Origin of the sequence: Streptomyces sp. NPDC049577, from assembly GCF_040675635.1 — a bacterium.
GTDB lineage: Bacteria > Actinomycetota > Actinomycetes > Streptomycetales > Streptomycetaceae > Streptomyces.
Genome location: NZ_JBFAPH010000160.1, coordinates 1 through 14,995, shown reverse-complemented (window position 1 = coordinate 14,995; position 14,995 = coordinate 1). Strand labels below are relative to the sequence as shown.

General features: G+C 69.8%; 11 protein-coding genes and 1 pseudogene. 11 read left to right on the top strand and 1 reads right to left on the bottom strand.

Going from position 1 to position 14,995, the window contains the following annotated elements:
• Positions 1 to 379 precede the first annotated feature (379 nt).
• From AB0K09_RS19025 to AB0K09_RS18975, 11 genes are all read left to right on the top strand, one after another.
• On the top strand, positions 380 to 817 hold the full coding sequence (locus AB0K09_RS19025) for a phage tail protein (RefSeq protein WP_366066534.1): 438 nt from the start codon (positions 380 to 382) through the stop codon (positions 815 to 817).
• A gap of 10 nt (positions 818 to 827) precedes the next feature.
• Complete coding sequence (locus tag AB0K09_RS19020) at positions 828 to 1,535, top strand: peptidase M23 (RefSeq protein ID WP_366066533.1); 708 nt, start codon at positions 828 to 830, stop codon at positions 1,533 to 1,535.
• Positions 1,523 to 3,217, top strand: coding sequence for a VgrG-related protein (locus AB0K09_RS19015; protein WP_366066532.1), 1,695 nt, complete (start codon positions 1,523 to 1,525; stop codon positions 3,215 to 3,217). Before AB0K09_RS19020 ends, AB0K09_RS19015 begins: the two co-directional genes overlap by 13 nt.
• Positions 3,218 to 3,276: 59 nt before the next feature.
• On the top strand, positions 3,277 to 4,785 hold the full coding sequence (locus tag AB0K09_RS19010) for a hypothetical protein (protein WP_366066531.1): 1,509 nt from the start codon (positions 3,277 to 3,279) through the stop codon (positions 4,783 to 4,785).
• On the top strand, positions 4,785 to 5,183 hold the full coding sequence (locus AB0K09_RS19005; RefSeq protein ID WP_366066530.1) for a GPW/gp25 family protein: 399 nt from the start codon (positions 4,785 to 4,787) through the stop codon (positions 5,181 to 5,183). Before AB0K09_RS19010 ends, AB0K09_RS19005 begins: the two co-directional genes overlap by 1 nt.
• An 11-nt stretch (positions 5,184 to 5,194) precedes the next feature.
• Positions 5,195 to 5,632, top strand: a complete 438-nt coding sequence (locus tag AB0K09_RS19000; RefSeq protein ID WP_366066529.1) for a phage tail protein — start codon at positions 5,195 to 5,197, stop codon at positions 5,630 to 5,632.
• On the top strand, positions 5,629 to 7,920 hold the full coding sequence (locus tag AB0K09_RS18995; RefSeq protein WP_366066528.1) for a hypothetical protein: 2,292 nt from the start codon (positions 5,629 to 5,631) through the stop codon (positions 7,918 to 7,920). Before AB0K09_RS19000 ends, AB0K09_RS18995 begins: the two co-directional genes overlap by 4 nt.
• A complete protein-coding gene (locus AB0K09_RS18990) occupies positions 7,917 to 8,537 on the top strand; it encodes a Pvc16 family protein (RefSeq protein ID WP_366066527.1) in 621 nt (206 codons plus the stop codon). The genes AB0K09_RS18995 and AB0K09_RS18990 overlap by 4 nt, the downstream gene beginning before the upstream one ends.
• Entirely contained in the window at positions 8,534 to 10,477 is a 1,944-nt protein-coding gene (locus AB0K09_RS18985) for an ATP-binding protein (protein WP_366066526.1), read from the top strand. The genes AB0K09_RS18990 and AB0K09_RS18985 overlap by 4 nt, the downstream gene beginning before the upstream one ends.
• A 41-nt stretch (positions 10,478 to 10,518) precedes the next feature.
• Complete coding sequence (locus AB0K09_RS18980; RefSeq protein ID WP_366066525.1) at positions 10,519 to 10,860, top strand: hypothetical protein; 342 nt, start codon at positions 10,519 to 10,521, stop codon at positions 10,858 to 10,860.
• Positions 10,861 to 10,954: 94 nt separating this feature from the next.
• A complete protein-coding gene (locus AB0K09_RS18975) occupies positions 10,955 to 14,275 on the top strand; it encodes a hypothetical protein (protein WP_366066524.1) in 3,321 nt (1,106 codons plus the stop codon).
• 85 nt (positions 14,276 to 14,360) lie between these two features.
• Here AB0K09_RS18975 and AB0K09_RS18970 read toward each other — a convergent pair.
• Positions 14,361 to 14,850 (bottom strand): annotated as a pseudogene (locus AB0K09_RS18970) (DNA polymerase III subunit alpha); the annotation flags it as partial.
• Positions 14,851 to 14,995 lie beyond the last annotated feature (145 nt).

The window sequence follows — 14,995 nt, the reverse complement described above, 5'->3', positions numbered from 1 at the left end:
GCGGGGCGGACAGGGCCAACGCTGCCGCCGGGCCGGAGGCCGGGCGTGGTGGTGCCGGATGCCGGTGCGGACGGCAGGGGAGAGCCGACCGCTCACGCGGCCGGACCACGGTGCCGGCCGGGCAGCAGTACCCCCATGACCGACCCGATGCCGTCCCCCGGTCCGGCTGCCCCTCTCGGTGTCGCCCCCTTCGGCGTCGCTCCCCCGGCCACCGGTACGCCGGTGCCATCGGTCGAGGAGATGGCCCGAGCGCTGACACCGGTCCTCGGCGAGCTGGTCCGGCACGAACTGGCCACGCGCCGACGGGACGGGCCACGCCCATTGGCCGGACGCGTTTCCGGCCGGCTCGGCCGGCTCTGACCCCGAGGAGGTGAGTCCCTTGGCGGACGAGGAAGTCCTGCTCACCCCCCGGTTCCGTGTCACGGTCGGCCCGCGGAACCTGGGCGCCTTCGCCAGCTGTGACGGCCTGGGCTGTGAGATCGAACTCGAGGAGTACCGGGAGGGCGGCATGAACGACCGGGTGTGGTGGCTGCCGACACGGTTGAGATACCCGAACATCGTGCTCACCCGGCCGGTCACCAGGGACACGGCCAAGGTGTGGCAATGGCTGCGCCCGCAGGTGGAGCGGGTGTGCCGGACCGGCGCGGAGATCCAGGCCCTCCGCACGGATGGAAAACCGCTGATCCACTGGACACTTGCCGACGTGCTGCCGGTCCGTTGGTCCGGCCCGTCCTTCACGGTCGACGACGTGCGCGGCACGGTGGAGCGGCTGGAACTCTGCCATCACGGCATCATCGATGTCCGGACGGGAAGGTGACCGGAACACCATGGCGGAACTGGTCCGAGCCATCCTCCGCATCTTCGATCCCCCGGCGGGCAAGGCGAACACGCCCGGCCGGGAGCGGGCGACGGTCATGCCCACCTTCAATCCGACCGATCTGAGCATCACCAAGGCGGCCACCTGGGCCTACCAGCCCGCGGCCGGTGCGACGACCGCGGCCCGCGGCTCGTTCACCGGCGCGCAGCCGAAGTCGATGAGCCTGCGGCTGTTCTTCGACGCGGGCGACAACCGGGAGAGCACGGTGCAGCACCAGGTCGACATGCTGTTGTCCTGCTGTGTGCCCACCCAGGCGAGCGCGGCCGAACACATCGGCCAGCCGCCATGGGTGCGGCTGGAATGGGGCAAGGACCAGACCACCCGGTTCAACGCCCGGATGCTGTCGCTGCAGGCCCGGCTGACCCGGTTCGCCAAGGACGGTACACCGTTGCGTGCCGAGTGCATGGTGACCGTCGAGGAGGTCGGCGGCGAGGTCCCGGGGCAGAACCCCACCTCGGGTTCACCGGCCGCCCACCAGAGCCACCAACTGGTGGAAGGGGAGAACCTGGCGTTGCTGGCGTACCGCATGTACGGGGATCCCACCCTCTGGCGGGTGCTGGCCCGGATCAATGAGATCAGCGATCCGCTGAGGCTGGTACCGGGCACGGTCCTGGAGCTGCCGGCCGATATCCGGGATGTGTCGTCGTGGGCAGGGTGATGAGCGGGCGGCCGCCGGCCGCCGAGCCGGTCATCTCCACCACCGGCCCCTTGCCGGCCCAGTGGAGTGCAGCGTTTGTGGACGGCTTCGTGGACCACACCGTCAACCAGCCGGCCGAGGCCGTCCTGCGGTTCGCCGACCCCCGGCACCGGATGCTGGCGGAGACCCGGATCACGCTCGGCACCGCGCTCCGGGTGGCGGTGGTGACGTCCGCCGACCGCAAGCGCACCGCGCTGTTCGACGGCGAGGTGACCGGGTTGGAGACCGAGAGCGACCCGGCCGGCGTGTTCACCGTGCTGCGGGGCATGGACCGCGGCCACCGGCTGCTGCGCGGACGGCGGGCCGCCACATACCCGAAGACCACGGTGCGTGAAGTAGTGGCGAAGCTGGCCAGGCGCGCCGGCCTCAAGGCCGGCCAGGTGGACCCCACTTATCGCTATGAATACCTGTGTCAACCGGACGTCAGCGACTGGGACTTCCTGCTCATGCTGGCGCGAGAACACGGCGGCGCGGTCACGGTGCACGGCGACAAGCTGAGCCTCAAGGCGTTGCCCAGGGCTGCCGAAGCCCCGGCATCCTCAACTCCGAGCGGGCAAAGCGAGCAGGTACTCGAGTACGGCAAGAACCTGCTCTCACTCCGCGCCGTGGTCGACGGCGCCGAGCAGCCGGCCTCGGTGGAGGCGCGGGGGTGGGACCTGGCCGCGAAAAAGCCGATCGTGGAGTCCGCGAGGACTGCGAACAGCGCCCAATGGGCCCCGGACCGGTCGCCGCGGTCCGCTTCCGCGGCGAGCTGCGACGACATGCCACTGGTCATCGGCGAGGGGGCGTATCAGTCTCATGCGCAAGCCGCCGACGCCGCCGCGTCCGTGGCCGCCACGGTGGCAATGAGCCGAGCCGACCTGGTCGCGGTCGCTTACGGGTCGCCAGGGTTGAACGCCGGTACCGCGGTCGCCCTGTCGGGTGTCGGTGAGCCGTTCACCGGGCGCTATACGGTCACCTCCTGCCGCCATCTGTTCGATCCGGGGCAGGGGTATCGCACCAGGGTGACGCTGTCCGTGGCAGGCCAGGCCTGGGCTCGCGAGCTGCCTCGCACGGCATGGATGAGGGGGCTGGCCATCGGCATCGTGAGCCAGGTACGGACCCCACCCGGCGTGCGGGGCCGCGGCTGGGTCCGAGTCAGGTTCCCCTGGCTTTCGGACACCTATGTGACCGACTGGATGCGTGCCGTCGAATGGGGTGGCAAGGGGGGCGGGGGCGCGTTCTGCCCTGCGGCGGGCGACGAGGTACTGGTCGGCTTCGAGCATGGCCGGCTGGACCGGCCGTATCTGCTCGGTGGCCTCTACAACGGTCAGGACAAGCCGAGCACGACCAAGACCGTGGTCACGGAGGGCGGAACCGTGGTCCGCCGTTTTCTGGCCGACCGCTGCGGCGACCGTATCGAGCTGGTGGACAGCGGAGAGGGCTCCGGCGTCCTGGTCACCACCGGCGACGGGAAGCTCAGCGTGCACCTGGACCGGGGCAAGAACGCGATCACCATCTCCGGCTCCGGCCCGGTTCACCTCAAGACCACAGGGGATCTCGTTCTCGATGGGAAAACGGTCGAACTGGCCGCCGGGGCCAGCCGGATCAGAATCTCCGCGAGTTCCATCGACCTCAAGTCCACTCGCATCGACGTCACCTGACCCGTCGGCCGTCCTTTTCGGACCGGAAGGCCGCGAAGTCCGGTGGATCGAGGGGAATTATGACGCTGGATGATGCACGGTTCCAGGATCTCGTTGACGACGCCCGGCAGTATCTGCGGCATCACTGCCCACAGTGGACCGACCACAATGTGTCCGATCCGGGCATTGTGCTGCTGGAGGCCGGTGCGCAGATGGTCGATGCGCTGTCCTACCGCCTGGATGCGCTGCCCGAGCGAGTGCAGTGGGCCGTCCTCCGGCTTCTCGGCCTGGACCCGGCTCCTGCAGTACCGGGGAGGGGATGCGAACCAAGGCCCGTCAAGCTGCGGTTGGTTGGCGACCCCGGGGCGAAGGTACCTGAAGGAGCGTCTGTTTATGGCGACGGATACGTCGCGCGGACCGACCAGCAGGCCGAGTTCGTGGCCACTGCCGCATTCCCGGTCTGTGACGTGTTTGTCGTGCCATCGGTGAAGAATCCGACCGGCAAGATCGATGTCATGCCCGTCGAGGACAGGGTGAAGCGGATAGCCCGGAACGACCTCACCGGCTGCCAACGGGTCGTCGGGCCCACGACGGTGTCCCGTGAGAATCACATGGTGGCGCTGCGAGTCCGGGTCGAGGGCGCGGCCACCGGCACGATCGAGATTCCGGTGCGGGGAGACATGCCGGAAGGGTGGGATGCCAGCTGGTTCACCGGAGTGCAACTGGCGGCGGTTGACATGAGGCAGGACGATAGCCGAGCGAAATTGCTCCTTGCCCGGATGTGTGAGGACCCGCCGCAGCAGTGGCGCCCCGGTGAATACTGGTTCTTCCTGATTCCTCGGCCCGGGGCGCCCGAATTCACCATAAGCAGGCGGGAATGCGCGGACGGTGTCCGGTTTCCGGCCGCGGCCGTGCCGGTACGCGCGGTGATCGAAGGACGCCGGCTTCTGCTCGGTACCGGAGACGGCCGGTACGGACAGCGCTTCGGCTGTCCGGAGCGGCCGGTACGGGTAGTGGTGGGCGGGACGCCGTATTCGGTTCTCGACTCCTTCCCGGTCAAACCGGGCCCGGGGCAACCATGTGTCCACGACCCGCTCACTCAGGAGATCCGGTTCAATCCCGGACTCCGGGAGGACGCGGGCGAGTTCGGCGAGGTGCCGCCCGAACACGCCCCGGTTTTCGCCGTGTTCCCCGATGACGGGGCCACGGTCCCGGTCGGCACCTTCACCTCGCTGGCGGCGCCGTACCAGGACGTCCAGGTCACTCAGGACGCCCCGGTCGCCGCGATGCCGGTCGCCCCGGCGCCCGTCGTGCCGCGGCCGGCGTTGGCCGACGCACTCGCCGGAATACGCCTCGGCGGCTGGGGCGTCCGGGACCGCGCGGTCACCGCGGCCGACTACGTCTGGCACGCACGGGCGGTCCCGGGCGTGCAGGACGCCTCCGCCGTGATCACCGGCAGCGCGCCGGCCAGGGAGGCCAGGGTGACCGTGCGCTGCGAGGAGGCCGGCGTGTGCGACGCCGTGCGGCGGCGGCTGCAGGAGGTCTCGCTGCTGGGCACCACCGTGACGATCAACGACGGGGCGACGTGATGGATCATCTCGGCACCGGCTGGAGCCACCCGGTCCGGATCACGCACGGGCGCGTCGCGCTCGTATCCGGAGCGGACAACGTGGACAAATGCCTGCGGCTGCTGGTGCGTACCAGTCTGCAGGAGCGCTGGATGCGCCCGGACTACGGCTGCTCGCTGCGCGAGCTGACCTTCCGGCCCCTGGACGCCCGGGCGGCGGGTGCCGCCGCCTACGAGGTGCGCAAGGCGGTGGAACGGTGGGAGCCGCGGGTGGTACTGGACGATGTGACCGCCACCCCCGATCCGCTGCGCGGCCGCCTGGACATCCTGCTCCGCTACCGGCTGTGCACCGGTAACAGCCCGCGCAACCTGGTCGTGCCCTTCTACCAGATCCCGCATACAGAAGGTGAGCCGAGGTGAGCTGCCCGCCGGTGAATCTGCCCGCGGTCCTGGCCGACGACCGGGTGGCCCAGGCGTTCGCCGCGGGCCTGTGTGCGATGGTGCGACCGGCCGCGGAGGCGCTGGACAACCTGGAGTACTACCTCGATCCGGCAACCACGCCCGGGCCGATGCTGGACTGGCTGGCAGCGGGTGCCCGGATTCCGCCGCACAGCGTGCCGGAGGCGCAGCTGCGGGCAGCGCTGACCGTGGCAGGCACGGTCAACCGGCGCCGGGGGACCGCGGCAGGACTGGCCACCGATCTGTCCGCCTACGGCTGGGAGTACCTGAGCTGGGCGGACAGCAGTGGAACGCTGCTGGTCCGCCTGCGCCGCACGGTTCCCGCCGCCGACCGCGAGGTGGCCACATGGGTGGTGGGGCAGCACATGCCCGCCGGACTGCTGGTCGAGATCGAGGAAGACCCGTCATGAGCGAGATCGTCAGCGCCGACCCGCGGTCCATCGCTGCCGACGGCCGGGCGGCCGTACAGGCGAAGCTCCCGGAATGGACCGGCCAGGCCGGTGACGCCGGTACCGAACTCATCGAGGTGTGGGCCCACATGGCGGCCAAACTCCGGCGCAACGTCAACCGGGTACCGGAACAGGCCCTGGACCGGGTGATCGGCGACATCACCTATGTGCCGTCCGTGCCGGCCATGGCCGAGTTCCTGGTCGAGCCGGTCTCTCATGACCAGGTGGAGATCCCGGCCGGTGCCGAGGTCGTGGTCGGGCTGCCCGGCGCGGAAACCGTGGTCTTCACCATGCCGCACGGGTTCATCGGCTCCGAGCTCGGGGCCGGGACCCCGACGCCCTACCAGATCTTCCCACCGCAGCCGCAGTGGGACCGGCTGTCCGCCGACGACCAGGCCGGCACGGCCGTCCTGGGGGAGCACGGCCTGCTGCTGACCTTCGACGGTGCTCCGCAAGGCCATGCCGACCCCGGCGCGCCATGGAGTCCGGACGTGGCCGATGTCCTGGTCAACCTCGTGGCCGAGGTGATGATCCGTCCGTCCGGCACCATTCGCTGGAGGGCGGACCGGGCCGCGTACCTCTGGGGCGCTCCGTACACGATCGGCTACCAGGACGAGGTGGGCTGGTGGCCGCTGGAGACCGGGGACACCACCGACGCCCTGCACCGGTCGGGGCGGCTCACCTTCCGCAGCCGTGACAATGTGCGCGCGGCACGGCTACCGGACGGCGTTCCCGGCGCAGGGAGGTACGCCATCTGCCTGCCCACCACCGAGGGCACCTGCGCGCTGACCGTGACAAGGCTGGTCGATGCGAACCTGCGGCGCGCCCCCGGCCTGTCACCGGCACCGAAGCCGATCCCGTATTTCATCCCGAAGCGGCCGGACTGGGCGGAGCAGGTCATGCATGAACTCCCCGAGTGCGGGCTCCTGCTTCCGTTTATGACCGAACCGGACGGTGGCACCATCGTGGTCGTGACGGACTGGCCGAGCGGCCCTCCGCACACCCCGCCATGGACCGGGCAGGCAAAGGTGTGGACGGCCCGGGGCTGGATGCCGACAGTCGCGGAGCAGCCGACGGCCCACCCGCCGGGCCGTCTGCGCCTCCGGCTCCCGGCCCCGGCGGCGCCGCTGCCCAAGGGGTCACCGGCGCCGGGCCGTTACTGCCTGGTGGTGCCGACCGCCGAACCGACGGCGGTCCCCGGTGTCCACATCTGGAACCTGCCCTCGGGAACGGTCGGTGCGGTGCGTGGAGTCCACCAGGGCCCCGAGGACGCCGGCGTCTCCACGGGCGAGCCCGGGCAGCGGTTCCCGCTGTTGCACCGGCCCTTGCCGGTCCAGGAGGAGGACGAGCCCCTGCTGGAGACCATCGACCGATGGGGCGTCGGTCAGCTCTGGAGCCGGGTCGAGTCGTTCGCCGGCTCCGGCCCCGGCGACCGGCATTTCCGACTCGACCACCAGGCCGGCGAGGTGGTGTTCGGCCCGCTGCTGACCGGTATGGACGGGGTACGCCGCCAGTTCGGCGCCGTCCCGCCCGCCGGGGCACGCATCAGGGTCGGCCGCTATGTGGTGTCCGACGCCGCCGCCGGCCGAGTACCGGCCGGTGCGCCGGGGACTCTGCGGCCCGGCAACGACACATGCACGCTGACCCTGGCCGGGCAGGTGGCCGGCCGCGACGCCCGGACCGCTCGGAGCTCGCCATGGCGGATCGGGTCCGGCAGGGTGGTCAGCCTGGCGGACTGCCGGGATGCGGCCTTGTGCCTGCCGCGCGTGGGAAGGGCCGAACTGCTCGGTCACCAGGTGCTGGTCGTGCCGGCGGTCGGCTATGACGCCGCGTCGGCGGTCTCGGCCGTCGCCCTGACCGGTGCCGCGGCCGGGCTGGCGACGGATGTCCGCCGACGGCTGGAGCCGATCGCGGCCGGCACCGTACCGGTCGGGCCCATGGTGTTTGTGAGCGCGAGGATCACCGTGACGGTGACCGTGCCGAACGGACCGGAAGGGTTCGGCCTGCGGCAAGCGGTTACTGCGGCACTGTTGCACCGGTATCACCCATTGGCCGGCGGCGACCACGGCACCGGCTGGCCGGTGGGCACGGCCATCACCGCCGAGGACGTCCAGCAGACCGTCAGGCAGGCGTGCGGCGGCCTGGCAAGCACCGGCACCGTGGACGGCCGGGCACCGCAGGAGGACGAACTCGCCGTCGTCGACTCGGTAACCGTCACCGTATCCGTCGATGACGGGGACGCCCGATGAGCACCGAAGCGTCCACCACACCCCCGGCCACCGGCCTGATCGGCTCGGTGGACCGGGTATTGAAGGAATTCCTGGAGCAGCGGACGGCGCCCGGCGGAACCCACCTCAAGGTCAGCTTCGAGGTGCCGGCGGAAGGATACGAAGAACTGGTCGGCGAGGTGTACGGCAACGATCCCACCCTGGTCAACGCGTTCCTCTACGACATCCAGGAGGACCGGCCCAGGCGGACGGGCGGTGCGTCCTTCGACAAGGACTCCGAGGATTCCGGCACGCTGCGCCAAGCGCCGCGCTGGTACACGCTCTCGTACCTGTTGACCGCGCGTGCGAAGAAGGCCGAGGACCAGCACGGAGTGCTCTCCACACTGCTGGTGGTGCTGCCGGCATTCGCCGACCGGCTCCCCGAGCTGCTCCGGTTCCCCCAGGGGTGCTCCGCCACCGCGGTGTTCGGACGGTCACAGGCGGACGGCCGGTCACTGGCGGAGATGTGGAACGCGTTGCGCACTCCGCCGCGCCCCGGCCTGGAGCTGGCGATCACCGTACCGGTGGTACCGGACGCGGAAAAGGTCTTTGTCGTGCGGGAACGGGAGCTCGATGTGGACGCCGGGGGGCTGCCGTGACCGTCACCGATCCGGGTCTTCCCTATGTGCTGGGCCGGGTGGGACTGGTGGTCGAGCGGCTGCGCCGGCTGGCCGACGCCGCCCAGCACCGCACGGGCGCCGACCAGCCCGGTACCTGGGACGAGCGGACGGCGGGGGCGGAGCTGGAGGAGCTCGCCGACCAGGCCGCAGCCGCGGGGAAGGAGCCGCGGCTGCGGCGGCTGGTGCGTACTTTCGCGTTGTCGCCCATGGACCTCGACGCATTGCTGATCCTGCTGGCGCCGGAACTCGACCCCATGGCGGAGAGCTACTACCACGATATCGGGCGGTACGAAGGGCGGCCCTCGGTCGGCATGGTGCTGGCCCTGTCTGGTGCGCCGCCCTGGTCGCCGGACGCCAGGAGCCGGCTGGGTCCCGACGGCCGCCTGGTCCGGTCCGGTCTGGTATCGGTGGATGACGGCCCGGCCCCGTTGCTGCACCGCGGGGTCCGGGTGGCCGACCGGGTGATCGGCTATGTCCTCGGTGACGATCGGCCGGACCCGCTGCTGCGGCGGTACGCCTCGGTCGTACCGGGCCGGCCGAGGCCGGAGACCCGGAAGGAGGAGCGAATTCGTTATGTGCGGGGCCGCAGCGCGGTCGCCGCCGCCGACCGGGTCAGTGAGCTGCTGGCGGGGCGCCCCGCGGTCCGTGCGATGTTCGCAGATGTACCGGAGGAGGACTTCGCCCGGTTCGCCGCCGCGGTCGCACTCGAAGTCGGGCTGTGTGAAGGCCTGTTGGTGCTGGGTCCGCTCCGCACAGGCTCCACAGGCCCGCTCGCCCCGGACGCTCAGGGACGCCGGCTGCGTGCGCTCACCGACCTCGGCCTGCCCACCGTCCTCTATGGAACCGACGTCTGGGAGCACCGCTGGAGCCGCCGCCCGCCGGTGCTGTTGACCGCGGTCGGCAGCACTCCCGCCGGAGTTGTCACCGCGTTGCGGTCCGCACTGGACGGTCAGGATGTACCCACCGAGGAGCTTGAGTGCCTCGCGGCAACACACCGGATCGACAGGGGCGAGCTGCCCCGGATCGTGGCCACGGCGACCCGGCAGGCCAGGGCCGAGGGCGCCGCCATGTCCGTCCGGCATCTGCGGACCGCCGTCCGGCTGGTCGGCGGGGCCTTGCTGCCCAGGCAGATCCGCCGGATCGAACCGGCCGTCGGCTGGGCCGACCTGGTGCTGTCCGAGCACAGTGCGGCAGGACTGCGGAACTTGCTGGACCGGGTCCGCTACCGGGACCGGGTGCTGGGCGACTGGGGGATGCGCAGGGGTGGTGGCCGAGGCCGCGGCGTCGTCGCCATGTTCTCCGGAGAATCCGGTACCGGAAAGACCCTGGCGGCCGAGGTGGTGGCGGGTGAACTCGGCCTGGACCTGTACCTGGTGAACCTCGCGCAGACCGTCAACAAGTACGTCGGCGAGACGGAGAAGAACTTGGAACAGATCTTCACGGTCACCGCCGATCTGGCCGGGGTGCTGGTGTTCGACGAGGCGGACGCGCTGTTCGGCAAGCGATCCGGCATCTCCAACGCGCACGACCGGCACGCCAACACCCAGACCGCTCACCTGCTCGGGCTGCTGGAGTCCTTCGACGGCATCGCCGTCCTCACCACGAATCTGCCCGGGAACATCGACCGGGCTTTCCTGCGCCGGCTCGACCTGGTGCTGCACTTTCCCGCTCCGGACGAGGCACAGCGGCGGGCCTTGTGGGACCGCTGCCTCGGTCCCGGAACCCCACGCGGCGACGATCTCGACTTGGATCTGGTGGCCCACCGCTACGACCTGCCGGGCGGCAATATCCGCAATGCGGCGGTGGCGGCCGCCTACCGCGCCGCGGCTGAGGAGCGGCCGGTGTGCACCGCCGATCTGGCCGCGGGAATGGCCGATGAGTATCGCCGCCTGGGCCGCCTGGCCCCAGCGGCACCGTAGTCCCGACTGACGGCCAAGAACCGATGGCCACAAGGAGGATCATGCCCGCGGTACTGACCACAGCGGCCTCGATCACCTGCCCGCATGCGCCGGGCCGGGTGCCGCCGCCCGCACCGGCGCAGACGGTGCTGTTCATCATGGGCGAGCCCGTGATCACGGCGGCCGGCCTGGCATCGATGGTGATCGTGGGCTGTGCGGACTCGTCCCGGAAGCCCCCGACGCCCTGTACCAAGGTCGTCCGGCTCCCCCAGTCGAAGAAGCTGTTCATCCAGGGCTCGCCGGCGTTGCTGGCGGGTTCCGGCAAGGCGCTCAAACCACCACTGCCCTTTCCGCCGGGGGCCTCCCTGCGTGCCGAGGACACCGCTTCCCATGTATTCGCCTAGCGCCGTGGAAACCGTAGTACTGCCGGGGAAGGGCTGTGCTCGCCATGAGGTCGCTCTTGTGCGAGTGTGCCCGGGGGTCGGGGTGGTTCTGGGCGTGGATGCGCGCACTCTGGCGAAGGAGGCGGGCGTTTACGAACTGCGTACGCAGGGGTGCACCGCGGCAGTTCCCGAAGAGGTCCGCAAAATCGATGCAATGCACCTGGATTGGCGGCCCCGGGAGGAATTCGCAGGATACGTCGAGCAGTTGCTGGAACAAGTCGCGGCCACCGGGGACGGCCGCGCACTGGTGCACAGCTTCGCCAGTGCTCCTCTGCCCGTGCGGTCCGAGGGAGGGGAATGGGGCGACCTCCTGGGCGAGGAGCAGGTGTTGCGTGACAGTGAGCGGGGGACGGACTCCGGCATCCGGATCCTGATCGCGCTCGGTCTGCACGGCTGGGACTGGTGGACGGCACCGGGCAGCAGCCGGCGATGCAGTGACGGCTCCGGTACGTGGTCGATCATCTCGGTACCGTTCCGGAGGACCTTCAGCGAGGGGCAGTTCACCATTCACCCCGCTGTCGCCCTGGCGCATCAGCTCACCCATGGAAGTCAGATGCACCAGGGCCGTTATGACCCGCGGATCGCCAAGGGTGTGATCCAGACCTGGGAGTTGCATCATTTCAGCGAGAAGGACATGGTCGTCTCGGAGCTGGAAGCCCGGGGTAAGAGGCAGCAGTTACGGCATCTGACGCTCGGTGCCAAGGCGTCCCGCGGGGCCCAGGAACCGCTCGTCCCGGAGCGGACCCGGATCTCGACGGAGCTCGCCGAGCAGTACGCACTCGCCGTGCGGGGGACAACGGCTGCCGAATCCGCCGAGGCCACGGCTGAAGCCCGCCGTAGTGTGCAGCGCGCTTCCGAGCGCACGGTGGGCAAACAGCTCAGCCTCGCCTACCAGGGGCCGGCCAATGGATCGGTTCAGTACTCGTACGAGGTCACGCTATGGGAGGCCCCGGAAGTGCTGGGTGCGGCGCTGAAGGAGCAGACGAGGGTTTCCCAGAAGAACAAGAACGCCTCGGGCAACGCGGTCACCCGTAGCTGGCGGACAGCGAGGTGCAAAATCGGTTTCGGTGATCCGCAGACCTCGGAAACCGTGAAGGTAACCAAGCCGAGCCCGCCGGAGAAATATCTCAAACTGAGGTCGGCCGGCTATGAATTATTCACCCTCGCGGAGCGGAACACCGCTGCCGCCGGCCCGGACATCAAGCACTGGCAGGACCTTCTTCCCAAGGGGAGCCGCAAACGGTCCAAGACCAAGCTGGCTCATATGGCGGCCAGGGTCGTCCCGCCCGTGGCGGGGGGGATCCTGGGCGGGGCGGCTGGTTTCCCTGGAGGCCTCCCCGGGATGACCGTCGGCGCCATCGCCGGAGCGAAGATCGGCTCGTATATCGCCAAGCCGCTCAAAATAGCCACCGACACCACGCTGATCGACCTTGTCGATCCGGTGATGAGGCACACCAGGCACATCGGCGCCTACCTCAAAAAGCGGATCGATCAGCTTTCGGAGGACGACAGCACGCCCCAGCTGCTCGAACCCGCCGACTGGCCGTCCGATGAACAGTCGGTGCCCGCCGGACCACCACCGGTCCCGGGCACGCGGATCGCCTTCCGATGGCGGGGGTCCCAGGCACAGGGCCCGGTCGCGACGGTCGCCGACGTCCCCGGCCTTCCCGGCATCGGCATCGTCCTGGACCACGACGCGGTCTCATTGGCGCGGGCAGCGGGCGTCTACGGCGATCGGACCATGGGCTGCACACCGCTCCCGGAAGCCGACCGTGAGCGGCTGGACAGTGCCGCGCCCGGTGCCCTGGTGCCCACCTCTCTCTTCCGGCAGTACGTCCAGGAGCTGTTCACCGCCCTGGAAGAGGGCAGCCCGTCCACCACGAGGCTGCTGAAAGAGCTGGCCCAGACCTCCCCCATGCCCGCCCACCTGGTACGGAGCGCTGGTGGAACCGGGGACGCCGCGGCGGACCGGGGGGCCGGGCCGACACCGGAGGAGCGCGCCAAGCAGTTTCTGATCGGCGAAAACGGTGAGACGGCAAGCGACTTCAAGGTTCTCATCGCTGTGGGACGGCACGGCTGGGACTGGTGGACGGCGCCCGGCGACGCTCAGTCGGCCGGCAATGGGTGCGGTACCTGGTCGCTCATCTCCGTGCCCTACCGGCGCTTCTTCGCCGAGGGGCCGTACCCCGTCCACCCGGCGGTCCTCCTCGGGCACCAGCTCACGCACGCCCATCAGATCCACCATGGGTACTTCGACCCCCAGGACGTCCGGGTGCAGGTCGAAAAGATCAGGTGGACCACACAGGCGACCGCCGAGCACCAGGCCCGGGGCGTACACCCGTACCAACATGGGGAGGGCTCTCCTCCGCTCGGCGTCCAGCAAGCCCGCCATATCGCCAAAATGGTGTGGGAGGGCTGGGGGCGCGGCGCGGCCAAAGGGCGGCTGGCCTTCCCGGCAGCACTGCGGCGCGATCTGGACAGCAATTTGCTCTACTCGGAGCGTAAAGCGGCCGATGAGCTCGAGGTCTACAGCCAGCGGTCCTACTCGGAAAAGGAGAAGGACACCCAGGAGTTGTATCTGAAGTGTTCGGTCGGTGAACTGACACAACATCTGGGTGAACTGGCCAAGCATCAACACCCCTGGAAACTCAAGCGACATCTGAAAGCGCGTTCCGTGGAATACGAGAAGTACAAGCTCTGGAAAGAGGGTTGCGTAAAGAAGGGCATCACCTGCGTCATCCGCAGCGACCTTCTGCCGCAGGACAGCCGTCGCACCGCCAGCTACCAGATTGCGGCCGACCTGGTGGCGGGCCGGGTCAAGAAAGCCGCCAACGACGCGCTGGAGTCCGTCTCCGCAGACGACATCCTGATGGAGATAGTTCCTCCCCCGGTCGGTCTGGCCATCGACATTGCCAAAAGCCCCACCACATGGAACTCGCTCAGCCATGTCGCACAAGTGGAACGGAGCCACGGGCTGCTGTCGGCCCGAACCGGCTTGGCGCCCCGCAAGCGGGAGCTACCGCACCGCGCCGAGGCCGGGGAGCACGCCACATCTGACCAAGACGGTGGGGAAATCACCCAGTTGCGGCAGATCCCTCGCCCTTCCGAACGGCGGTGGGGGCCTGCGGGTGCGCTGGATCTGATGTTCGCCATCAGGGGGAATGGCTCTCAACCCCCGCACGCTTCCGACCAGTCGGCCCCAGGACAGCCGGCCGACACCCAGGTGCTGCCCATGGTGGCCGCCCTGCGGGCCGCGATGCGTGCCGCGGACCGCGAAGCGCCTTCCGTCATGCGGCATGCGGAGCCCGGGGTGTCCGTTGCCGCGGTGCGCCGGCACCGTAAGGGCGGCGAGCTCGGGCGTGAGACGACTGTGTGAGGCCGCCCAGTAACGGTCCCATCGTGGCCGAATCGAAGGGAATGTGATGAAGCGCGTCAGGGAACCAGGGGGGAGGTAACGCCAGCTGCACCGGGAGCCGGTCCAGCAGCGACGCGTTCGGCAGGATGACTCCGCAGGTACGCATGGCGTAGCGGCGGGGCAGCGCGTCCAGGCCTTCGACGAGCTCCCACAGCGGCCCGAGCTTTTCGGACCGTAGCGAGTTGCCGCAGCTCCGGCAGTTCTGCCGAGGCACCGCGAATGTCCCGGGCCCGAAGGTGCGGAAAGCTCTTGGCGATCTCGCCGACTACCTGCGGCGGAATCCCGGGGGCGAGGCCGGTATCCCGCAGGGCGTGGCGGCCCCGGTAGGTCTCGGGCATGCCGGGGACTGCGGTCCGCTCCCGCCCGAACCGCTTGATGATCGCGTCGTACACCTCCGGGCGCCGCTCGGGCTCCACGTCGAGGTCGATGTCCTGCAACGACGTACGCCGCTCGCTGAGGAAGCGTTCGAACCGCAGCCGGAGTTCCAGGGGATTGGCGGTGGCCACGAACAGCGCGGCCGGAAGAACCTGGGCACCCGGCCGCCTCGGCCGTGGCCGATGGCCGAATCTGACAGAACCCAGTCATTGCAGACACGGCCGGTCGGCGGAAGGATCGCCGTATGCCCGAACCACGCACCGTCGTCATCGCCGCGTTCCCCGGGGTCGAGTTGCTGGAGGTGAC